The 24,194-nt window shown below is 72.0% G+C and carries 11 protein-coding genes and 1 pseudogene; all 12 read left to right on the plus strand.

From position 1 onward, the window contains the following. Positions 1-10 precede the first annotated feature (10 nt). A pseudogene (gene argC / locus A5695_RS26125) lies at positions 11-1,070 on the plus strand (N-acetyl-gamma-glutamyl-phosphate reductase). Next, complete coding sequence (gene argJ / locus A5695_RS26130) at positions 1,067-2,278, plus strand: bifunctional glutamate N-acetyltransferase/amino-acid acetyltransferase ArgJ (protein WP_068089511.1); 1,212 nt, start codon at positions 1,067-1,069, stop codon at positions 2,276-2,278. Before argC ends, argJ begins: the two are co-directional and overlap by 4 nt. Further along, positions 2,278-3,213, plus strand: a complete 936-nt coding sequence (gene argB, locus A5695_RS26135; protein WP_068089543.1) for an acetylglutamate kinase — start codon at positions 2,278-2,280, stop codon at positions 3,211-3,213. Before argJ ends, argB begins: the two co-directional genes overlap by 1 nt. After that, complete coding sequence (locus tag A5695_RS26140; RefSeq protein ID WP_068089514.1) at positions 3,210-4,406, plus strand: acetylornithine transaminase; 1,197 nt, start codon at positions 3,210-3,212, stop codon at positions 4,404-4,406. Before argB ends, A5695_RS26140 begins: the two co-directional genes overlap by 4 nt. Further along, positions 4,403-5,329: an ornithine carbamoyltransferase gene (argF, locus tag A5695_RS26145; RefSeq protein ID WP_068089517.1), complete on the plus strand. Its 927-nt coding sequence runs from the start codon at positions 4,403-4,405 to the stop codon at positions 5,327-5,329. The genes A5695_RS26140 and argF overlap by 4 nt, the downstream gene beginning before the upstream one ends. Then, on the plus strand, positions 5,326-5,826 hold the full coding sequence (locus A5695_RS26150; RefSeq protein WP_068089520.1) for an arginine repressor: 501 nt from the start codon (positions 5,326-5,328) through the stop codon (positions 5,824-5,826). The genes argF and A5695_RS26150 overlap by 4 nt, the downstream gene beginning before the upstream one ends. A 12-nt stretch (positions 5,827-5,838) precedes the next feature. Further along, positions 5,839-7,047, plus strand: a complete 1,209-nt coding sequence (locus A5695_RS26155) for an argininosuccinate synthase (RefSeq protein WP_067754900.1) — start codon at positions 5,839-5,841, stop codon at positions 7,045-7,047. Beyond that, positions 7,044-8,462, plus strand: coding sequence for an argininosuccinate lyase (gene argH, locus A5695_RS26160; protein WP_068089523.1), 1,419 nt, complete (start codon positions 7,044-7,046; stop codon positions 8,460-8,462). The genes A5695_RS26155 and argH overlap by 4 nt, the downstream gene beginning before the upstream one ends. A gap of 108 nt (positions 8,463-8,570) precedes the next feature. Then, on the plus strand, positions 8,571-9,632 hold the full coding sequence (locus tag A5695_RS26165; protein ID WP_068089526.1) for a type III polyketide synthase: 1,062 nt from the start codon (positions 8,571-8,573) through the stop codon (positions 9,630-9,632). 44 nt (positions 9,633-9,676) lie between these two features. Then, entirely contained in the window at positions 9,677-16,036 is a 6,360-nt protein-coding gene (locus A5695_RS26170; protein WP_068089528.1) for a type I polyketide synthase, read from the plus strand. 7 nt (positions 16,037-16,043) lie between these two features. Further along, positions 16,044-22,373, plus strand: a complete 6,330-nt coding sequence (locus A5695_RS26175) for an SDR family NAD(P)-dependent oxidoreductase (protein ID WP_369830240.1) — start codon at positions 16,044-16,046, stop codon at positions 22,371-22,373. 1 nt (position 22,374) lies between these two features. Then, positions 22,375-24,194: type I polyketide synthase (locus A5695_RS26180; protein ID WP_231974987.1), on the plus strand; the 1,820-nt coding region annotated here is incomplete at its 3' end.

Below are 24,194 nucleotides of genomic sequence, written 5' to 3' on the forward strand. Positions count from 1 at the left end.
TTGCATAACCATGCAGAATCGGCGGAATGGCCGACGTATTGAAGGTGGCGGTTGCCGGGGCCAGCGGCTATGCGGGCGGTGAGGTCCTGCGCCTGCTGCTGGGGCATCCGGCCTACGCCGACGGCCGCCTGGCCATCGGCTCGCTGACCGCCGCGACCAGCGCGGGCAGCTCGCTGGGCGAACACCACCCGCACCTCACACCGCTGGCGCAGCGGGTGGTCGAGCCCACCGAACTCGCGGTACTCGCCGGGCACGACGTGGTGTTCCTGGCCCTGCCGCACGGGCACTCGGCCGCGCTGGCCGAACAGCTCGGCCCCGACACCCTGATCGTCGACTGCGGCGCCGACTTCAGGCTTACCGACGCCGCCGCCTGGGAGCGGTTCTACGGTTCCCCGCACGCCGGCAGCTGGCCCTACGGGCTGCCGGAACTGCCCGGCGCGCGGGAACGGCTGCGCGGCGCCCGCCGCATCGCCGTGCCGGGCTGCTATCCGACCGCGGCGCTGCTGGCGCTGCTCCCCGCGGTCGCCGAGGACCTGATCGCGCCGGCCGTCACCGTCGTCGCCGTCAGCGGCACCTCGGGCGCGGGCCGGGCCGCCAAGACCGACCTGCTCGGGTCGGAGGTCATCGGGTCGGCGCGGGCCTACAACATCGCGGGGGCCCACCGGCACACCCCCGAGATCGCCCAGGGCCTGCGGGCGGTCACCGACCGCGACGTCACCGTGTCGTTCACCCCGGTGCTGATCCCGACGTCGCGTGGCATCCTGGCCACCTGCACGGCCCGCACCCGTTCGCCCCTGTCTCAGCTGCGCGCCGCCTACGAAAAGGCTTACGACGCAGAGCCTTTCGTCCACCTGCTGCCCGAGGGTCAGCTGCCCCGCACCGGCTCGGTGATCGGCAGCAACGCCGCGCACATCGCCGTCGCGGTCGACGAGGCCGCCGAGACGTTCGTGGCGATCGCCGCGATCGACAACCTGGTCAAGGGCACCGGCGGCGCGGCGGTGCAGGCGATGAACCTGGCGCTGGGTTGGCCGGAGGCCCAAGGCCTTTCGGTGGTCGGGATCGCCCCGTGACCTATACGACCCAGGCGCGCTTGGTGCGCGAACAGGGCGTCACCGCGCCGGCCGGGTTCCGAGCGGCAGGCGTCGCCGCCGGCATCAAGGCGTCGGGCAACCGCGACCTCGCCCTGGTCTTCAACGAGGGCCCCGACTACGCGGCCGCCGGGGTGTTCACCCGCAACAAGGTCAAGGCCGCGCCGGTGCGCTGGACCCAGCAGGTGCTGACCACCGGAGCGCTGCGCGCGGTGATCCTCAACTCCGGCGGCGCCAACGCCTGCACCGGCCCGGGCGGCTTTCAAGACACCCACGCCACCGCCGAGGCCGTCGCGGCCGCGTTGTCGGACTGGGGGACCGAGACCGGGGCCATCGAGGTCGCGGTGTGCTCCACCGGGTTGATCGGTGACCGGTTGCCGATGGACAAGGTGCTGGCCGGTGTGCGGGCGATCGTGCACGACATGGCCGGCGGGCTGAGCGGCGGCGATGAGGCCGCGCGCGCGATCATGACCACCGACACCGTGCCGAAACAGGTTGCGCTGCACCATGCGGGCAACTGGACGGTCGGCGGGATGGCCAAGGGCGCCGGCATGCTGGCGCCGTCGCTGGCCACCATGCTCTGCGTGCTGACCACCGACGCCGCCGCCGAGCCCGCCGCGCTCGACCGGGCGCTGCGCCGGGCCACCGCGCGCACCTTCGACCGGCTCGACATCGACGGCAGCTGTTCGACCAACGACACCGTGCTGCTGCTGGCATCGGGGGCAAGCGAAATCACGCCGAGCCAGGCCGATCTGGACGACGCCGTGCTGCGGGTCTGCGACGACCTGTGCGCGCAGCTGCAGGCCGACGCCGAGGGGGTCACCAAACGCGTCATCGTCACCGTGACCGGGGCGGCCTCCGAGGACGACGCGCTGAGCGCCGCGCGGGTGATCGCCCGCGACAGCCTGGTCAAGACCGCGGTGTTCGGGTCCGACCCCAACTGGGGGCGGGTGCTGGCCGCCGTCGGCATGGCACCGGTGATGCTGGATCCTGATCGAATCACCGTGTCGTTCAACGGATTTGCCGTGTGTGTCGACGGCGTCGGGGCGCCGGGTGCGCGCGAGGTGGACCTGTCCGGCGCCGACATCGACATCACGGTCGACCTGGGGGTGGGCGACGGTAGCGCCGCGGTCCGCACCACCGACCTCTCGCACGCCTACGTCGAAGAGAATTCGGCCTACAGCTCATGATGCGCGCCGGCGACGATGCAGAACGCAGTGATGAGGTGGAGCGGCGCATATTCTTGCGCACCCAGGAGCTGTCCACCGCGGTCAAGGCCCAGGTGCTGGCCGAGGCGCTACCGTGGCTCAAGCAGCTGTACGGCAAGGTCGTCGTCATCAAATACGGCGGCAACGCCATGACCGACGACACACTGCGGCATGCATTCGCCGCCGACATGGCCTTCCTGCGCAACTGCGGCATCCTGCCGGTCGTCGTGCACGGCGGTGGCCCGCAGATCACCGCCATGCTGCGACGCCTGGGCATCGAGGGCGACTTCAAGGGCGGATTCCGGGTCACCACACCGGAAGTGCTCGACGTGGCGCGAATGGTGTTGTTCGGCCAGGTGGGCCGCGAACTGGTCAACCTGATCAACGCGCACGGCCCCTACGCCGTCGGCATCACCGGCGAGGACGCGCAACTGTTCACCGCCGTGCGGCGCAGCGTCACCGTGGACGGCGTGGCCACCGATATCGGGTTGGTGGGCGACGTCGAACGGGTCAACACCGCCGCGGTGCTGGATCTCATTACCGCGGGCCGCATTCCGGTGGTGTCGACGCTGGCCCCGGACGCCGAGGGCGTGGTGCACAACATCAACGCCGACACCGCCGCGGCGGCCCTCGCCGAGGCCCTGCGCGCCGAGAAGCTGTTGATGCTCACCGACGTCGAGGGCCTCTACACCAGCTGGCCGGATCGCGGCTCGTTGGTCAGCGAGATCGACACCGCCACACTTTCGCAACTGCTACCCACGCTGGAGGCGGGGATGATCCCCAAGGTCGAGGCGTGCCTGCGGGCCGTGACCGCGGGTGTGCCGAGCGCCCACGTCATCGACGGCCGGGTCGAGCACTGTGTGCTGGTGGAGCTTTTCACCGACGCGGGCACCGGCACCAAGGTGGTAAGCGCGTGACTGAAGGGGAGTTGATGCAGCAGCGTTGGGAAGCCGTGATGATGAACAACTACGGCACCCCGCCGCTGGCGTTGGCCAGCGGTGACGGCGCCGTGGTCACCGACGTCGACGGCAACACCTACCTGGACCTGCTCGGCGGCATCGCCGTCAACGTCCTGGGCCATCGCCACCCGGCGGTCATCGAGGCCGTCACACATCAGATGGCGACGCTGGGCCACACGTCGAACCTCTACGCGAGCGAGCCGGGCATCGCGCTGGCCGAGGAGCTGGTCGCGCTGCTGGGCGCCTCCGACGAAACCGGGGCGCCGACGCGGGTGTTCTTCTGCAACTCGGGCACCGAGGCCAACGAGGTGGCGTTCAAGCTCTCGCGGTTGACCGGGCGCACGAAACTGGTTGCGGCGCAGGGCGGTTTCCACGGCCGGACGATGGGCTCGCTGGCGCTGACCGGTCAGCCGAGCAAGCGGGCGCCGTTCGAACCGCTGCCCGGGTACGTCACGCACGTGCCCTACGGGGACGCCGACGCGCTGGCCGCCGCGGTCGACGACGCCACCGCCGCGGTGTTCCTCGAGCCGATCATGGGAGAGGGCGGTGTCGTGGTGCCGCCCGAGGGCTATCTGACCGCCGCCCGCGACATCACCGCGCGGCACGGCGCGCTGCTGGTGCTCGACGAGGTGCAGACCGGAATGGGCCGCACCGGAGCCTTTTTCGCGCACCAGCACGACGGCATCACCCCGGACGTCGTCACCATGGCCAAGGGGCTTGGCGGCGGGCTGCCCATCGGCGCCTGCCTGGCCGTCGGGCCGGCCGCCGAGCTGATGACCCCCGGCCTGCACGGCAGCACCTTCGGCGGCAACCCGATCTGCGCGGCGGCGGCCCGGGCGGTGCTGCGGGTGATCGCGGAGAAGGACCTGACCCGGCACGCCGAGGTGCTCGGCAAGTCGGTGCGCCACGGCATCGAATCCCTGAATCACCCGCTGATCGACCACGTCCGCGGACGCGGGTTGCTGCAGGGCATGGTGCTCACCGCGCCGCGGGCCAAGGAGGCCGAAAGCGCCGCGCGTGCAGCCGGATTCCTGGTCAACGCCGCCGCGCCCGACGTCATCCGGCTGGCGCCGCCGCTGATCATCACCGAGGCCCAGCTCGACGGCTTCGTCGCGGCCCTGCCCGGCGTCCTGGACCGGGCCGCGGCATGACGCGGCATTTCCTGCGCGATGACGACCTGTCACCCTCCGAGCAGGCCGAGGTGCTGCAGCTGGCCGCCGAACTCAAGAAGGACCCGTTCAGCTGCCGCCCGCTGGAGGGGCCGCGCGGCGTCGCGGTGCTCTTCGACAAGAACTCCACCCGCACCCGGTTCTCCTTCGAGGTGGGCATCGCCCAGCTCGGCGGGCACGCCGTCGTCGTCGACGCCCGCAGCACACAGCTGGGCCGCGACGAGACGCTGGCCGACACTGCGCGGGTGCTTTCCCGCTACGTCGAGGCCATCGTGTGGCGGACGTTCGAACACGACCGGCTCGAGGCCATGGCCGAGGCGGCGACGGTGCCGGTGGTCAACGCGCTCTCCGACGACTTCCACCCCTGCCAGGTGCTCGCCGACCTGCAGACCATCACCGAACGCAAGGGATCGCTCACGGGGCTGCGGATGTCCTACTTCGGCGACGGCGCCAACAACATGGCCCACTCGCTGCTGCTCGGCGGCGTGACCGCCGGTATGCACGTCACCGTCGCCGCGCCGGACGGCTTCGCCCCCGCCCCGGCCTTCGTCGCGGCGGCCACGGCGCGCGCCGAAGCCACCGCCGCCTCGGTCACGCTCACCGCCGATGCCGACGCGGCCGCGCGCGGCGCCGACGTGCTGGTGACCGACACCTGGACGTCGATGGGGCAGGAGGATGACGGTCGCGACCGCCGCACACCGTTCCGGCCGTTCCAGGTCAACGAGCGGCTGTTGGGTCTCGCTGACCCGGAAGCCATTGTGCTGCATTGCCTTCCGGCTCACCGCGGCGACGAGATCACCGACGCCGTGATGGACGGGCCGGCCAGCGTGGTGTGGGACGAGGCCGAGAACCGGCTGCACGCCCAGAAGGCGCTGCTGGTGTGGCTGCTGGAGCGCTCCCGATGACCCGCTCGAAGACCACCACCGAGACCACCCGCGCCGGCCGCCAGGACCGCATCGTGGCGATCCTGTCGTCGGCGTCGATCAGCAGCCAGAGCGAGCTGGTGGCCCGGCTGGCCGACGAGGGCATCGAGGTCACCCAGGCCACGCTGTCGCGCGACCTCGAGGAACTGGGCGCGGTGAAGCTGCGGGGCGCCGACGGCGGCGTCGGGGTCTACATCGTTCCCGAGGACGGCAGCCCGGTACGCGGGGTGTCCGGCGGCACCGCCCGGCTGTCCCGGCTGCTGAGCGAGCTGCTGGTGTCGGCCGACGCCAGCGCCAACCTCGCCGTGCTGCGCACCCCGCCGGGCGGTGCCAACTATTTGGCCAGCGCGATCGACCGCGCGGCGCTACCGTACGTCGTCGGGACGATCGCCGGTGACGACACCGTCTTCGTGGCCGCCCGAGAGCCGATGACCGGCACCGAGCTGGCCCGCACCCTGGAAAGCCTCACAACAACCTAAGGAGATTGGTTCATGTCAGATCGCGTCATCCTGGCGTATTCCGGCGGGCTGGACACGTCGGTCGCGATCAGCTGGATCGGCAAGGAGACCGGCCGCGAGGTGGTGGCCGTGGCGATCGACCTCGGCCAGGGCGGCGAGGACATGGAGGTCGTCCGCCAACGCGCCCTGGACTGCGGCGCGGTGGAGGCCGTCGTCGTCGACGCCCGTGACGAGTTCGCCGAGGGCTACTGCCTGCCCACCATTCTGAGCAACGCGCTCTACATGGACCGCTACCCGCTGGTGTCGGCCATCAGCCGGCCGCTGATCGCCAAGCACCTGGTGGCGGCGGCCCGCGAGCACGGCGGCACCACCGTCGCGCACGGCTGCACCGGCAAGGGCAACGACCAGGTTCGGTTCGAGGTCGGATTCGCTTCGTTGGCACCGGATTTGGAGGTGCTCGCGCCGGTCCGCGACTACGCCTGGACCCGGGAGAAGGCGATCGCGTTCGCCGAGGAGAACGCCATCCCGATCAACGTCACCAAGCGCTCGCCGTTCTCCATCGACCAGAACGTGTGGGGCCGTGCCGTGGAAACCGGCTTCCTGGAACATCTTTGGAACGCGCCCACCAAGGACATCTACGCCTACACCGAAGATCCCACGATCAACTGGAACACGCCCGACGAGGTGATCGTCGGATTCGAGCGCGGAGTCCCGGTGTCCATCGACGGCAAACCGGTCTCGGTGTTGGCGGCCATCGAGGAGCTCAACCGCCGCGCCGGCTGCCAGGGGGTGGGGCGGCTCGACGTGGTCGAGGACCGGCTGGTGGGCATCAAGAGCCGGGAGATCTACGAGGCCCCTGGGGCGATGGTGCTGATCACCGCCCACACCGAGCTGGAACACGTCACGCTGGAGCGCGAGCTGGGCCGCTTCAAGCGGCACACCGACCAGCGCTGGGCCGAGCTGGTCTACGACGGGCTTTGGTATTCGCCGCTGAAGACCGCGCTGGAAGCCTTCGTCGAAAAGACCCAGGAGCACGTCACCGGCGAGATCCGAATGGTGTTGCACGGCGGCCACATTGCCGTCAACGGCCGGCGCAGCGCGCAGTCGCTCTACGACTTCAACCTGGCCACCTACGACGAGGGCGACAGCTTCGACCAGTCCGCCGCGAAAGGCTTCGTGTACGTGCACGGGCTGTCGTCGAAGATCGCGTCCCGCCGGGACCTGGCGGCCGACGAAGCGTGAGCACGCGCGAGGGCTCCCTGTGGGGCGGCCGGTTCGCCGACGGCCCGTCGGACGCGCTGGCCGCCCTGAGCAAGTCCACTCACTTCGACTGGGTGCTGGCCCCCTACGACATCGTCGCCTCGCGCGCGCACACCGTGATCCTGTTCCACGCCGGACTGCTCGACGAGGAGCAGCGCGACGGGCTGCTGGCCGGGCTGGACAGCCTCGCGCAGGACGTGGCCGACGGCAGCTTCACACCGCTGGTCACCGACGAGGATGTGCACGCCGCGCTGGAACGCGGTCTGATCGACCGGGTCGGCCCCGACCTGGGCGGCCGGCTGCGGGCCGGGCGGTCCCGCAACGACCAGGTGGCCACGCTGTTCCGGATGTGGCTGCGCGACGCGGTGCGCCGGGTCGCGCAGGCGACGCTGGAGGTGGTGGCCGCGCTCGCCGCCCAGGCCGGCGCGCACCCGAGCGCGATCATGCCGGGCAAGACGCACCTACAGTCCGCCCAGCCGGTCCTGCTGGCCCACCACCTGCTCGCCCACGCGCACCCGCTGCTGCGCGACGTCGACCGCATCGTGGACTTCGACAAGCGCGCCGCGATCTCCCCGTACGGGTCCGGGGCGCTGGCCGGCTCGTCGCTGGGGCTGGACCCGGACGCGATCGCCGCCAAGCTGGGTTTCGCGGAGGCCGCCGGCAACTCCATCGACGCGACCGCGGCCCGGGATTTCGCCGCCGAGGCCGCGTTCGTCTTCGCGATGATCGCGGTGGACCTGTCGCGGCTGGCCGAGGACATCATCCTGTGGAGCTCGACGGAGTTCGGCTACGTGCGGCTGCACGACTCGTGGTCCACCGGCAGCTCGATCATGCCGCAGAAGAAGAACCCCGACATCGCCGAGCTGGCCCGCGGCAAGTCCGGGCGGCTGATCGGCAACCTGGCCGGGCTGCTGGCGACGCTGAAGGCGCAGCCGCTGGCCTACAACCGTGACCTGCAGGAGGACAAGGAGCCGGTCTTCGACTCGGTGGCCCAGCTGGAGCTGGTGGCACCGGCGATGGCCGGGCTGGTGGCCAGCCTGACGTTCGACGTCGACCGGATGGCCGCGCTGGCCCCGGCCGGGTACACGCTGGCCACCGACATCGCCGAATGGCTGGTGCGCCGGGGGGTGCCGTTCCGGTCCGCGCACGAGGCCGCCGGGGCCGCCGTGCGCGTGGCCGAGGGGCGTGCCGTCGGGCTCGACGAGCTCACCGACGACGAGTTGGCCGCCATCAGCCCCGAACTGACGCCCGAGGTGCGCGAGGTGCTGACGATCGAGGGCTCGGTGGCCTCGCGCGACCGGCGGGGCGGGACCGCTCCCGCCCGGGTCGCCGAACAGCTGGAAGCGGTCCTGGCCGAGGCCGCGGAGCTCATGGCGCGGCTCGGCGGCGGGGAATGAGAGGACTTTCGTTTCTGTGCCGGGCGCCTGCAAGCCGACTAAACTGCCGGGGGAAGCGATCCGGGTGAACATTTCGGCCCTGATCTTCGTCACCAAGGGGTGGGACCAATGAGCGTCGTCGCCGGCGTATTCGGCGCCTTGCCGCCGTACCGTTATTCCCAGCGCGAGCTCACCGACTTCTTCGTCAGCATCCCCGACTTCGAGGGCTACGAGGACATCGTCCGGCAGCTGCACACCGCCGCCAAGGTCAACAGCCGGCACCTGGTGCTGCCGCTGGAGCGCTATCCGGCGCTGACCGACTTCGGCGCGGCGAACCGGATCTTCATCGAAAACGCCGTCGACCTCGGGTGCGAGGCGCTGTCGGGCGCCCTCGACGAGGCGGGCCTGCGCCCGCAGGACCTGGACGCGCTCATCACCACGACCGTCACCGGCCTCGCGGTGCCCTCCCTGGACGCCCGGATCGCCGGGCGGCTGGGGCTGCGCGACGATGTGCGCCGGGTGCCGCTGTTCGGCCTGGGCTGCGTGGCCGGGGCCGCCGGCGTGGCCCGGCTGAACGACTACCTGCGGGGCGCGCCGGACGCCGCCGCGGCGCTGATCTCGGTCGAGCTCTGCTCGCTCACCTACCCGGGGTACAAGCCGACGCTGCAGGGCATGGTCGGCAGCGCGCTGTTCGCCGACGGGGCGGGCGCGGTGGTGGCCGTCGGGGAGCGGCGCGCCGAACGGGTGGCCGCGGGCGGGCCGGCGATCCTGGATTCGCGCAGCACGCTCTACCCCGACTCGTTGCGCACCATGGGCTACGACGTCGGCGCCACCGGGTTCGAGCTGGTCCTGGCCAAGGACCTGGCCCAGGTGGTCGAGGAGCACATCGAGCAGGACGTCTCCGGATTCCTCGGGGCGCACGGGCTGACGACGACCGACATCGGCGCCTGGGTCAGCCACCCCGGCGGTCCGAAGATCATCGAGGCCATCAACGCGAGCCTCGGCCTGCCGCCGGACGCGCTGGAGCTGACCTGGCGTTCGCTGGGTGAGATCGGCAACCTCTCGTCGGCGTCGGTGCTGCACGTGCTGCGGGACACCCTGGCCAAGCCGCCACCGAGCGGAAGCCCCGGCCTGATGCTCGCGATGGGTCCGGGATTTTGTTCCGAACTCGTGTTGCTGCGCTGGCACTGACCGAAGGCGTTGCTTCTTGTGCCCCCCATACCTTCGGTGACGTCATGACTGCCAACCCCGACGAGCTCGTCAAGGCCCTGCGCGCCGCGCTGAAGGAAAACGAGCGGCTGAAGCGCGAGACGCGCGAATACCTCTCGGCGGCAACCGAACCCATCGCCGTGGTGGGGATGGGCTGCCGGTACCCGGGTGGGGTGGATTCCCCGGAGGCCCTGTGGCAGATGGTGGTCGAGGGCCGCGATGTGGTCTCGGACTTCCCGGCCGACCGCGGCTGGAACCTGACGGGCCTGTTCGATCCCGACCCCGACGCGGTGGGTAAGTCGTATGCCCGCTGCGGGGGCTTCCTGGCCGACGTGGCCGACTTCGACGCCGCGTTCTTTTCCATCGCGCCCAGCGAGGCGCTGGCGATGGACCCGCAGCAACGCCTGCTGCTCGAGGTGTCGTGGGAAGCGTTGGAGCGGGCCGGGATTGACCCCCTCACCCTGCGCGGTTCGCCGACGGGCGTGTTCGCCGGCATCTTCCACGGTTCGTACGGCGGCCAGGGCCGGGTGCCGGGGCACCTGGAGCGTTACGGGCTGCGCGGTTCGACGTTGAGCGTGGCGTCGGGCCGGGTGGCCTACGAGCTGGGCCTACAGGGGCCGGCCATTTCCGTTGACACCGCCTGTTCGTCGTCGTTGGTGGCCCTGCACCTGGCGGCCCGATCGCTGCGGGCCGGCGAGTGCGACCTTGCGCTGGCCGGCGGCGTGACGGTGATGGCGACCCCGGCGATGTTCATCGAGTTCAGCCGGCAGCGGGCGCTGGCCGCCGACGGGCGGTGCAAGGCGTACGCGGGCGCCGCCGACGGCACCGGTTTCTCCGAGGGCGTCGGCGTGTTGGTCCTGGAACGGTTGTCCGACGCGCGTCGGTCGGGGCATAGCGTGCTGGCGCTGCTGCGCGGGTCGGCGGTTAACCAGGACGGCGCCTCGAACGGGCTGGCGACGCCGAACGGGCCGTCGCAGCAACGGGTGATTCGCGCCGCGCTGGCCGACGCGCGCCTGCGGGCGGCGGACGTGGACCTGGTGGAGGGGCACGGGACGGGCACCACCCTCGGGGATCCGATTGAGGCGCAAGCGGTTTTGGCGACGTACGGGCAGGACCGGCCAGCGGATCGGCCGCTGTGGTTGGGGTCGGTCAAGTCCAACATGGGTCACACGTCGGCGGCGGCGGGCGCCGGCGGGGTGATCAAGATGGTGCAGGCGATCCGCCACGGGGTGATGCCCAAGACGTTGCACGTGGATGTGCCTACGCCGCATGTGGATTGGTCGGCGGGGGCGGTGTCGCTGCTAACCGAGGCGCGGGACTGGCCGGCGCAGGACCGGCCTCGCCGCGCGGGGGTGTCGTCCTTCGGGATCAGCGGCACCAACGCGCACGTCATCGTTGAGCAGCCGCCGCCGGAAAGCCCCGCCCCTGCGGGTGCTGACGCGCCCGCGCCGTGGGTGCTGTCGGCCCGATCGGCCGACGCGCTGGCCAACCAGGCGTCCCGGCTCCTGGCGCGGCTGAACGCCGACCCGGGTCTGCGAGTGGTCGACGTGGCCTGGTCGCTGGTTTCGACACGGTCGTTGTTCGAGCACCGCGCGGTCGTGGTCGGCGCGGACCGCGAACGCCTGATCGCGGGGCTGTCCGACCTGGCGGCCGGTGCGCCGGGCGTGGGCGCGGCGGTGGGCCGGGCGCAGCCGGCCGGCAAGACGGTGTTCGTGTTTCCCGGCCAGGGGTCCCAGTGGGTCGGCATGGGCGCCGAATTGCTGGACAGTTCAGCCGTTTTCGCCGAACACCTGCAGCGCTGCGAGAAGGCGCTCGCCGAACACGTCGACTGGTCGCTGATCGACGTCATCCGCGGGGCGCCCGGCGCGCCCGGGTTGGACCGGGTGGACGTGGTCCAGCCGGCGCTGTGGGCGGTGATGGTGTCGCTGGCCGAGTTGTGGCGCTCGGTGGGCGTCGTCCCCGACGCTGTGATCGGTCATTCCCAGGGTGAGATCGCCGCGGCGTACGTGGCCGGTGCGCTTTCCCTGGAGGATGCGGCCAGGGTGGTGGCGTTGCGCAGCCGGCTGCTGGTGGAATTGTCCGGCGCGGGCGGCATGGTGTCGCTGGCGTGCGGGCTGGGCCGGGCCGAGGAATTGATCGCCGGCTGGGGAGAACGGTTGAATGTCGCTGCGGTGAACGGTGTTTCCGCGGTGGTGGTGTCCGGCGAGGTCGGCGCGCTCGACGAGTTGATGATCCGCTGCGAGTCCGACGGCGTGCGGGCCCGCCGGATCGACGTGGACTACGCCTCCCACTCCCGGCACGTCGACGCGATTCGCCCGGCGCTGGCCGAGGCGCTGGCCGGCATCGAGCCGCGACCGTCCTCGGTCGCATTGTTCTCCACCGTCACCGGCGAACTGCTGGACACCGCCGGCCTGGACGCCGACTACTGGTACAGCAGCATCCGGCAGACGGTCCAGTTCGAGCGGGCGGTGCGCAGCGCGTGCGGCGCCGGCTACGGGGTGTTCGTCGAATCCAGCCCGCACCCGGTCCTGCTGGCGGCCGTCGAGGACACCGTGACCGACTGCGGCGCTGACGCATTGGTGGTCCCCTCGCTGGGCCGCGACGACGGGTCGCTGCAGCGGTTTTGGTTGTCGGCTGGCCAGGCCCATGTGGCCGGCGTTGCCGTGGATTGGCGCGCCGCCATCGCCGGTCTGGGCGGGCGGCGCGTCGACCTGCCCACGTACGGCTTTGCGCGGCAGCGTTTCTGGCTGCCGGGTGGCGCCACCGGCTCGGGTGACGTGGCCACCCTGGGCTTGGCGGGTGCGCGGCACGCGCTGCTGGGTGCGGTGCTGGCGCGGCCCGATTCGGGCGGGGTGGTGTTGACCGGCCGGCTGTCGACGGCCGCCCAGCCGTGGTTGGCCGACCACGCGGTGGGCGGCACGGTGCTGTTCCCCGGTGCGGCGTTCGTGGAGCTGGCCATTCGCGCGGGCGACGAGGTCGGGTGCGGGGCGGTCGAGGAGCTGACGTTGTCGGCCCCGTTGGCGCTGCCGGCGACCGACGGCGTGCAGGTGCAGGTGGTGGTGGGTGCCGCCGCGGAGTCGGGGCAGCGCGAGCTATCGGTGTATTCGGCTGCCGCGCAATCGGACTGGGTGCTGCACGCCCATGGCTCGGTGCGCCCGGCGGCGGTGACGCCGTCCGCCGATCTGTCGGTGTGGCCGCCGGCGGGGGCTGCGCCCGTTGACGTGGGCGACGCCTACGCGCGGCTGGCCGAGCGCGGCTACGAGTACGGCCGGTCATTCCGCGGCCTGCGCGCGGTGTGGCGGCGAGGTGATGAGATCTTCGCCGACGTCGCCGTGCCGGACGACGCCGGCGCGCAGGACGGCGGCTTCGGGATCCACCCGGTGTTGCTGGACGCGGCGCTGCACGCGATCGGCGCCGCCGGCGATCAGGGTCAAACCGTGTTGCCGTTCTCGTGGCAGGGGGTGACGCTGCATGCTGGGGGCGCCGCCCGGGCGCGGGTCCGGATAGCGCCGTCCGGTTCGGGGGCAGTGTCGGTGGAACTGGCCGACGGGTCCGGGCTGCCGGTTTTGTCGGTGCGCTCCCTGGCGATGCGACCGGTCTCGGCCGGGCAGCTGGCCGCGGCCGCCGCGCCTGCCGAGGGACTCTTCGAGGTGGCGTGGTCACCGATAGCGTTGAGCGACAAGCATTCCGACGCCAGGCTGTGGGAGCCCGGTGCGCACGGCGGCGATCCGGTGCGGTCGGTGCACGCGGCCACCACCGAGGCGCTGGGCGTACTGCAGTCGTGGCTGGCCGATCCGGAGTCGGCAACGCTGGCGGTGCAAACCCGCGGGGCGGTCGCGCTCGCGGGTGAGGACGTCGCGGACCTGGCCGGCGCGGCGGTGTGGGGGTTGGTGCGCTCGGCGCAGGCCGAACAGCCGGGCCGGGTGGTGTTGATCGACACCGACGGATCGTTGGACGCGCGCGCCGTGATCGGCTGCGGGGAACCGCAATTGGTGGTCCGCGCGGGTGTGGCCTACGCGGCCCGGATGCGCCCGGCACGCGGCGGATCGGTGTTGCGGCTGCCGCCCGGGGGCTGGCGGCTGGACGCGGGCGGCGCGGGGACGCTGGAGGATTTGGTGGTGGGCTCGTGCCCGCGGGCGGAACTGGAGGCCGGGCAGGTCCGCGTGGCGGTGGCCGCGGTCGGCGTGAACTTCCGGGATGTGTTGGTGGCGTTGGGCATGTATCCGGGCGGCGGCGAGTTGGGGGCCGAGGGCGCCGGCGTGGTCGTCGAGGTCGGTCCCGGCGTCGATCACCTGGCGGTTGGTGATGCGGTGATGGGGCTGCTCGGTGTGGTCGGTTCCGAAGCGGTGGTGGATAGGCGGCTGGTCACGCCGGTGCCGCAGGGCTGCTCGCTGGTCACGGCCGCGGGGGTGCCGGTGGTGTTTCTCACCGCGCTCTACGGGTTGTCGGTGCTGGCCGGGCTGCGCGCGGGTGAGCGGGTGCTGGTGCACGCCGCCACCGGCGGGGTGGGCATGGCCGCTGTCCAGCTGGCACGCCACTGGGGCGCGGAGGTGTTCGCGACCGCGAGCCGCGGCAAGTGGGACACCCTGCGCGCCATGGGGTTCGACGACGACCACATCGGCGATTCGCGAACGCTTGACTTCGAGGAGAAGTTCGCGGCGGGGACCGGCGGCGCCGGGGTCGACGTGGTGCTCAACTCGCTGGCCGGTGAGTTCACCGACGCGTCGCTGCGGCTGTTGGCCCCCGGCGGCCGGTTCATCGAGATGGGCAAGACCGACGTCCGCGACCCGCGCGTCGTCGCCGAACAACATCGCGGCGCGCAATACCGGGCCTTCGACCTGCTGGAGGCCGGACCCGACCGCACCGCGGCGATGCTGGCCCAGATCGTGGAACTGCTGCGGGATGGCGCCGTGACACCGTTGCCGCTCAAGACCTTCGACGTCCGCTGCGCCTCGGCGGCGTACCGGTTCGTCAGCCAGGCCCGCCACATCGGCAAGGTCGCACTGACCATCCCGACCGGGCCCGGCGCCGTGCTCAGTGGCTGTGGCGGGCTCGTCGGCGGCAGCGTGGTGATCACCGGCGGGACCGGCATGGCCGGGTCGGCGCTGGCCCGCCACCTCGTCGACCGCTATCGCGTCGGCCACGTCGTCCTGGTCAGCCGGGCCGGCGCCGGGGCCCCGGGGGTCGCGGAGCTGGTGGACCGGCTGCGGGAGGCCGGGGCAGGCGTGTCGGTGGTGGCCTGCGACGTCGCGGACCGCGGCGCAGTCGCGGCGATGCTGGCGCAGATTCCGGCGCAGCATCCGCTGCGCGCCGTGGTGCATGCGGCCGGCGTTCTCGACGACGGGTTGATCGCCTCGCTGACCCCGGATCGGGTGGCTGCGGTGTTGCGGGCCAAGGTCGACGGCGCCTGGCACCTGCACGAGCTGACCCGGGACCTCGACCTGTCGGCGTTCGTGGTGTTCTCGTCGATGGCCGGCATCGTCGGGACGCCGGGCCAAGCCAATTACGCCGCGGCCAACAGCTTCCTCGACGGCCTGGTCGCGCACCGGCGGGCGCACGGGCTTGCGGGCCTGTCGCTGGCCTGGGGGCTGTGGGAGCAAGCCTCGGCGATGACGGCGCACCTCGGGGAGCGCGACAAGGCCCGAATGAGCCGGCTCGGCATCGCGCCGCTGTCCACCCAGCAGGCGCTGGAATCGTTCGACGCCGGCATGCTGCTCGAGACCCCGGTGCTGATGGCCGCCCGCCTGGATCGGGTCGCCCTGTCCGACAACGCCGCTGCGCTGCCACCGTTGCTGAGCGAGCTGGCCGCCCGCACCACCCGCCGCGTTGTCGACGACGTCGACACGACCGCGCTGCTGACCGGTCTCACCGCGCGCCTGCACGGCCTGGCGCCCGACGCGCGCCAGCGTGAGCTGGTGGACCTGGTCCGCGCCAACGCGGCGACCGTGCTGGGCCTGCCCAACCCGGGCGACATCGACGCCGGCCGCGCGTTCGGGGATCTCGGCTTCGATTCGCTCACCGCCGTCGAGCTGCGCAACCGGCTGAAAACGGCGACGGGCCTTACCCTTTCGCCCACATTGATCTTCGACTATCCCACGCCGGCGGCCCTCGCCGAGCACCTCGACGGCCACCTGTCCGCCGGTCCGGTTGACGACCGGCCCGACCTGATGGCCCGCTTCACCGACATCACCCGGGAATTGCAGGCGCTACTGACCCGACCCGACTGGGACCCATCCGACAAATCGGCGCTGCGCGCGCGCCTGCACCACCTGCTCGCCGCGGTGGGCCCCGCCGATCACCCCGAACCCGAGGGCCTCGACGCCGACCTCGACGCCGCCACCGAAAGCCAACTCTTTGCCATCCTCGATGAAGAACTCGGCCGCTGAGACCGCGATGCCGGATACCACGCAGCACGTCGACTACCTGAAACGCCTGACGGCCGATCTCCGGCGGGCGCGGCGACGCGTCTTGGAGCTGGAAGGCAAGCTGTCCGAACCGATCGCGGTGGTGGGTATGGCGTGCCGGTACGCCGGTGGGGTCGATTCGCCGGAGACGCTGTGGGAGCTGGTGAACGACGGCCGCGATACGGTGTCGGACTTCCCGGCGGATCGCGGCTGGGATGTCGAGGGCCTCTACGACCCCGATCCCGACACGGCGGGGAAGATGTACACCCGCCAGGGCAGCTTCCTGCGGGACGCGGCGGATTTCGACGCCGGCTTCTTCGGGGTGGGGCCCAGCGAGGCCCTGGCGATGGATCCCCAGCAGCGATTGATGTTGGAGATCTCGTGGGAAGCGTTGGAGCGGGCGGGGATTGACCCGCTGGGGTTGCGTGGCTCGGCGACCGGCGTGTTCGCCGGCGTCATCCACGCCGGCTACGGCGGCGAGGTCAAGGGGGAGTTGGAGGGCTACGGGCTGACCGGTTCGACGCTGAGCGTGACCTCGGGCCGGGTGTCCTACGTGCTGGGGCTGGAAGGCCCCGCGGTGTCGATCGACACGGCGTGTTCGTCGTCGTTGGTGGCCATGCACCTGGCGGCGCAGTCGCTGCGCTCCGGGGAGTGCGACCTGGCGCTGGCCGGTGGTGTGACGGTGATGGCCACCCCCGCCGCGTTCGTGGAGTTCAGCCGGCAGCGGGCGCTGGCTCCCGACGGCCGGTGCAAGGTGTACGCGGGTGCCGCGGACGGCACGTCGTGGTCGGAAGGCGCGGGCGTCCTGGTGCTGGAGCGGCTGGCCGACGCCCGGCGGCTGGGCCATCCGGTGGTGGCGGTGCTGCGCGGTTCGGCGGTGAACCAAGACGGCGCCTCCAACGGGCTGACCGCACCGAACGGGCCGTCCCAGCAGCGGGTGATCCGGGCGGCGCTGGCCGACGCCGGGTTGAGCGCGGCCGACGTCGACGTGGTCGAAGGTCACGGCACGGGAACGGTTTTGGGTGATCCGATCGAGGCCCAGGCCCTGCTGGCGACCTACGGGCAGGACCGCCCGGCGGACCGGCCGCTGTGGCTGGGATCGATCAAATCCAACATCGGCCACACGTCGGCCGCGGCGGGGGTGGCCGGCGTGATCAAGATGGTGCAGGCGATGCGGCATGGGGTGATGCCCAAGACGCTGCACGTGGATGTGCCTTCGCCGCACGTGGATTGGTCGGCGGGCGCGGTGTCGGTGCTGACCGAACCCCAGCCATGGCCGGCGCGGGACGGGCAGCGGCGGGCGGGGGTGTCGTCGTTCGGGATCAGTGGGACCAACGCCCACGTCATCGTCGAGCAGCCGCCGGCCGATCCGGAAACCGTTGCGGTGCAAGGTGACCAATCCGACGTGGTGATGCCGTGGGTGGTGTCGGCCCGGTCGGCCGAAGCGTTGGCCGCGCAGGCGGGGCGGCTCTCGGCATACCTGGATGCCCAGCCCGCGCTGCGCGCGCTGGATGTCGGCTGGTCGCTGGCCACCACCCGGGCGGCCCTGGAACACCGGGCCGTGCTGGTGGGCGGCGATCGGGACACGCTGATGGCTGGGCTGGCCGGGGTGGCGTCCGGGACGCCTGGCCCGGGTGTAGTGATCGGGCGTTCCCGCCCGGTGGGCAAGCGCGTGTTCGTGTTTCCCGGCCAGGGCTCGCAGCGGCTCGGGATGGGACGCGAACTGTGTCAACGCTTCCCGGCGTTCGCTCAGGCCTTCGACGAGGCGGTGGCGGCGGTGGATGGCCACGCGCGGCTGCCGCTGCGCGACGTGATGTGGGGCGGCGACCCGGACCTGTTGGAAAACACGGAGTTCGCCCAGCCGGCGTTGTTCGTCCTCGAGATCGCCCTGGCGGCGCTGTGGCGGTCCTGTGGGGTAACCCCCGATCTGGTGATCGGCCACTCGGTGGGGGAGATCGCGGCGGCCTGCGTGGCCGGGGTGTTGTCTTTGCCCGACGCGGCCCGGCTGGTGGTGGCCCGCGGGCGGTTGATGGCGGCGCTGCCGGCCGGCGGGGTGATGGTCGCGGTGAGCGCCACCGAGGCCGAGGTCGCGCCGCTGCTCAACGGCGATGTGAGCCTCGCGGCGGTCAACGGACCCGATGCGGTGGTGCTTTCCGGCGAGCGGACCGCGGTCACGACGGTGACGGATCGGCTGGCTGACTGCGGCCGGCGGGTGCGGCGGCTGGCCGTCTCGCACGCCTTCCATTCACCGTTGATGGAGCCGATGATCGAGGAGTTCGCCGCGGTACTGGCTGAGGTCTCGCCCGGGACGCCGCGAATCGACCTGGTGTCCAACGTGACTGGGCGATTGGCGGAGCCCGGATACGGGTCCGCGGACTACTGGGTCGAGCACGTGCGCCGGCCGGTGCGGTTCGCCGACGGCGTGCGGGTGGCCGGATCGCTGGGCGCCGGCGCCTTTGTGGAGGTGGGCCCGGGGGCGGCGTTGACGGCCGCGGTGGAGCGGTCGCTGGCGGGGGAGCCCGCCGTCGCGGCGGTGTCGATGGCCAAGGACCGTCCCGAAATCGATTCGCTGCTGCTGGCGGCCGGGCAGCTGTTCGTCTCCGGCGCCGAGGTGGACTGGGCCGCGGCGTTCGCCGGCCTGACCGCCCACCGCGTCGACCTGCCGACGTATGCCTTTCAACGGCGCCGGTTTTGGCTGTCGTCTCAGGAGGTGGGCGGCGGCGACCCCGCCGGCTTGGGGTTGACCGGCGCCGAGCATGCCCTGCTGGGCGCGGTGGTGGAGCGGCCCGATTCGGGCGGTGTGGTGTTGACGGGCCGGCTGTCGACGGCCGCCCAGCCGTGGCTGGCCGATCACGCGGTGACTCAGACGGTGCTGTTCCCGGGTGCGGGGTTTGTGGAGCTGATGCTGCGGGCCGGCGACGAGGTCGGCTGCCCGGTGATCGAGGAGCTGACGCTGTCGGCCCCGTTGCCCCTGCCGGCCGGCGCGGTGCGGGTGCAGGTGGTGGTGGATGCCGCCGGCGAGGCCGGATCCCGCGCCGTGGCGGTCTATTCGCAGGCCGGTCCGGACTGGGCCTTGCACGCCCAGGGTGTGCTGAGCGAAGGGTCGCCCGCGCCGGACGCGGACCTGTCGGTCTGGCCGCCCGTCGGCGCCACCGCGGTCGACGTGACCGGCGCCTACGACGATTTGGCGCGGCGCGGCTACGGCTACGGCCCGGCCTTCCGGGGTCTGCGGAAGATGTGGCGGCGGGGGGACGAAATCTTCGCCGAGGTCGAGGCGCCGCAGCAGGCCGGCGTGACCGTGGGCGGCTTCGGGATTCATCCGGTGGTTCTGGATGCGGCTTTGCACGCCCTGGGCGTGGCCGACGGGGACGCCGAGACCGTCTTGCCGTTCTCCTGGCAAGGAGTATGCCTGTACGCGGCCGGCGCGTCGCGGGTCCGGGTGCGGCTGGCGCCGGTGGGCAAGGGCGCCGTGTCAATCGAACTGGCCGATTCGTCGGGCGTGCCGGTGCTATCGGTGCGGGAGCTGGTGACGCGGCCGGTGTCGGCCGCCCAACTGTCGGCGGCCGCGGCGGCCCGCTCCGCGGGCGGGGAACTCCTGGAGGCGGTGTGGTCCCCCGTCACGTTGGCCGACAACGCCGGTAACCCCGCTCCCGACGTGTGGCGGCCGCCCACGAACGGCGACGGGGTGGTCGGATCGGTCTACGCCGCCACCCATGAGGCGCTGGGCGTTTTGCAGTCCAGGGTTGGCGACGTCGAGCCGTTGGTGGTGCTGACCCGCGGCGCCGTCGCGCTGCCCGGCGAGGAGCTCTCGGACCTCGCCGGTGCCGCGGTGTGGGGGCTGGTGCGCTCGGCGCAGGCCGAGCAGCCGGGCCGGGCGGTGCTGGTCGACTCCGACGGTTCGCTCGATCTCGGCTCCGTAATCGACTGCGGCGAACCGCAATTGGTGGTGCGCGCAGGGATCGCCTACGGCGCACGGCTGCAGCCGCTCAAGCCGCACCCGCTGTTGCCCCTTCCCGAGGCGCCGTCGGTGTGGCGACTAGCCGCCGGTGACGCCGGGACGTTGGAGGACTTGGCGGTGCAGTCGGGCCCCCCGGTGGAGCTCGCGGCCGGGCAGGTGCGGGTGGCGGTCGCCGCGGCCGGGGTGAACTTCCGTGATGTGTTGGTAGCGCTGGGCATGTATCCGGGCGTCGCGCAGCTGGGCGCCGAGGGCGCCGGCCTGGTGACCGAGATCGGGCCCGGTGTCACGGATTTGGCCGCGGGCGACGCGGTGATGGGCATCTTGGGCCTGACCGGGTCGGAAGCGGTCGTCGATCGCCGGCTGGTGACCCGGGTCCCGTCGGGTTGGTCGTTCGCGCAGGCAGCGGGCGTGCCGGTGGTGTTCTTGACGGCGTATCACGGGTTGTCGGTCTTGGGCGGCCTGCGCGCGGACGAGCGGGTGCTGGTGCATGCCGGCGCCGGCGGCGTCGGGATGGCGGCCGTGCAGCTGGCCCGGCATTGGGGGGCCGAGGTGTTCGCGACCGCCAGCCGCGGCAAGTGGGACACCCTGCGCGCCATGGGCCTCGACGACGAGCACATCGCTGATTCGCGCACGCTGGACTTCGAGGAGAAGTTCGCCGCCGCCACGGGCGATGCCGGCATGGACGTCGTGCTGAACTCGCTGGCCGGCGAGTTCACCGATGCGTCGCTGCGGTTGCTGGGCCCCGGCGGGCGCTTCATCGAAATGGGCAAGACAGATTTGCGCGACCCGGCGGCCCATCCGGGGATCTATTACCGCGCTTTCGACCTGATGGAGGCCGGCCCCGACCGCATCGCGGAGATGTCGGACGAACTGATGCGGCTGTTCGCCGCCGGAACGTTAAACCCCTTGCCCGTCAAGGCCTTCGACGTGCGTTGCGCCGCGGAGGCTTACCGGTTCGTCAGCCAGGCCCGCCACATCGGCAAGGTGGTGCTCACCATGCCCGACGGCCCGGCCGGCCTGGCCGGCGGCACCGCGTTAATCACCGGCGGAACCGGCATGGCGGGCTCGGCCGTGGCCCGCCACCTGGTCGACCGCTACCGGGTGAGGCACGTCATGCTGGTCAGCCGCAGCGGTGAGCGGGCGGACGGGATGTCCGGGCTGGTCGCCGAGCTGCGCGAGGCGGGCGCCGAGGTGTCGGTGGTGGCCTGCGACGTCGGTGACCGGGACGCCGTGGCGGGGTTGCTGGCGCGGGTGCCGCAGCGCTTCCCGCTGCGCGGCGTGTTTCACGCCGCGGGGGTGCTCGACGACGCGGTGATCGCCTCGCTGACACCGGAGCGCATCGACACGGTGCTGCGGTCCAAGGTCGACGGGGCGTGGCACCTGCACGAGCTGACGCGGGAGCTGGATCTGGCGGCGTTCGTGGTGTTCTCGTCGATGGCGGGGATCGTCGGCGCGCCGGGCCAGGGCAACTACGCCGCCGCGAACTCCTTCCTGGACGGGCTGGCGGCGTACCGCCACGCCCACCGCCTGCCCGCCCTGTCGATTGCCTGGGGAATGTGGGAAGAGTCGTCGGCCATGACCCGGCACCTGGGCGATCGCGACAAGGCCCGGATGAGCCGCGCCGGGCTGGCCCCGCTGTCCACCCGGCAGGCGCTCGACCTGCTCGACGCCGCACTGCTGACCGAGCCGCCGGTCGTCGTGGCCACCCGGCTCGACACGGCCGCGCTGGCGCACGGCGGCGCCGCGCTGCCACCGCTGTTGAGCCGGTTGGCCACTCGCCGAGCCCGGCGGGTCCTCGACCCCACCGACATGGTGTCGCTGACTGGCTTGCGGGCGCGGCTCGACGGCCTGACCCCCGAGCAGCGGCGGCTCGAGCTCGTCGAGTTGGTATGCGGCAACGCCGCAACGGTGTTGGGGCACAGCACCGCGGACGTCAACGCCGACCAGGCTTTTCAGGATCTCGGGTTCGACTCGCTGACCGCCGTGGAACTGCGCAACCGCCTCAAGATTGCGACCGGCCTGACCCTTTCGCCGACGCTGATCTTCGACTTCCCGACGCCTTCGGCCCTGGCCGAGCACCTCGACGGCCAGCTGTCCACCGGCACGACCGGTGAGCCGCCCGACCGGATGGCCCGTTTCAACGACGTGGCCCGCGAATTGCAGGGGCTGCTCGGCCAATCCGACTGGAGCCCCGGCGACAAGGCGCAGCTCGTCACCCGGCTGGAAGCCCTGTTGCACACGCTGACCGGCCCGGCGGAAGCTCCCTACCCGGAGCAGCCCGACGACCCGTTCGACGACGACATCGCCACCGCCACCGAGAGCCAGCTCTTCGCCATCCTCGATGAGGAGATCGGCCCCTAGCATGACGGACGTCGCAGTCATCGGCATGGCGTGCCGATTCCCCGCCGCGGCAAGCCCCCGCGAGTTCTGGGATCTGATCCGCGCCGGCCGGGAAGCGACGCGGTTGCCCGGGGACGTCGCCGACTTCGACGCCGACTTCTTCAACCTCTCGCCGCGCGAGGCGTGCGCGATGGATCCCCGTCAGCGATTGGCCCTCGAACTGACCTGGGAAGCCTTCGAGGACGCGTTCGTGGTGCCCGAAACGGTTCGGGGAAAGCCCATTTCGGTATACGTCGGTGCGATGGCCGATGACTACGCGGTCCTTACGCTGCGCGACATCGCCGACAACCTCGACCACCACTCGTTCGTCGGCATCGGCCGGGCAATGATCGCCAACCGGGTCTCGTACGCCTTCGGCTTGCACGGACCGAGCATGACCGTCGACTCCGGCCAGTCGTCCTCGCTGGTCGCCGTGCACCTCGCCTGTGAAAGCCTGCGCGCCGGCGAGTCCACGCTGGCGATCGCCGGCGGGGTGCACCTCAACCTGGCCGACGAAACCGCAATGCTGGAGCGCGAATTCGGTGCGCTGTCGACGTCGGGGCACACCTATGCGTTCGATCGGCGCGCGGACGGTTATGTGCGTGGCGAGGGCGGGGGACTGGTCCTGCTGAAGCCGTTGCCGGCGGCCCTGCGCGACGGGGACCGCGTTCACGCGGTCATCCGCGGGAGCGCCGTGGGTAACGCGGGGCACAGCGCCGCGGGTCAGACCGTGCCCTCGGCCGCCGGTGAGGTGGACGTGATCCGGCGGGCGCTCGCCGCCGCCGGGCTCGGCGGCGACGACGTCGACTACATCGAGGCCCACGGCACCGGCACCAGGGTCGGCGACGCGGTGGAGGCCCGGGCGCTTGGCGAGGTGTTCGGTGCGCGCGAGCGCCCGATGCTCGTCGGCTCGGTCAAGACCAACATCGGTCACGCCGGCGCCGCCGCCGGAATTGCGGGCCTGCTCAAAGCCGTGCTGGCCGTCCGGCATTCGGTGCTGCCGGCAAGCCTCAACTACGCCGACGGCGTTTCCGAACTCGAACACCTGCGGGTCAGTACCGCCGCGCTGCCCTGGCCGGCGGTGGGGCGGCCGCGCCGCGCCGGGGTCTCGTCCTTCGGGATGGGCGGCACCAATGCGCACGTCATCGTGGAACAAGCACCGCCGCAACCGGATACGCCCGCCGAACCGCCCGAACCGCCGCTCGCGTGGGTGCTGTCGGCACGCTCGGAGCCGGCCCTGGCCAACCAGGCACGCCGGCTGGCGGCGTGGGTCGACGACCCCGGGCTGGGCGCGGCGGACGTGGCGTGGTCGTTGGCGACGACCCGCTCGGTGTTCGAGCACCGGGCGGTGCTGGTCGGCGGGGACCCCCGGGCGCTGACGCGCGCCCTGGCGGGCGGGGAGTCTCCCCCCGGCGTGATCGCCGGCCGTGCCGGGCCCGCGGCCAAGACGGCCTTCGTGTTCCCCGGTCAGGGTTCCCAGTGGCTGGGGATGGGCCGTGAACTCCATCGACGGTTCCCGGCCTTCGCTCGCGCCTTCGACGAGGCCACGGCGGAGATGGATCCCCACCTGCGCTCGCCGCTGCGCGCGGTGATGTGGGGCACCGACGCGCAGCTGTTGCAAGGCACCGAGTTCGCCCAGCCGGCGTTGTTCGCGTTCGAGGTCGCCCTGGCCGCGCTCTGGCGGTCCTGGGGGGTTACTCCCGATGTGGTGCTGGGCCATTCGGTCGGCGAAATCGCCGCGGCGCAGGTGGCCGGCGTGGTGTCGCTGGCAGACGCGGCGCGCATCGTGGCGGCGCGTGGCCG

The sequence above is a fragment of the Mycobacterium sp. E1747 genome, from assembly GCF_001667775.1.
Taxonomy (GTDB): domain Bacteria; phylum Actinomycetota; class Actinomycetes; order Mycobacteriales; family Mycobacteriaceae; genus Mycobacterium.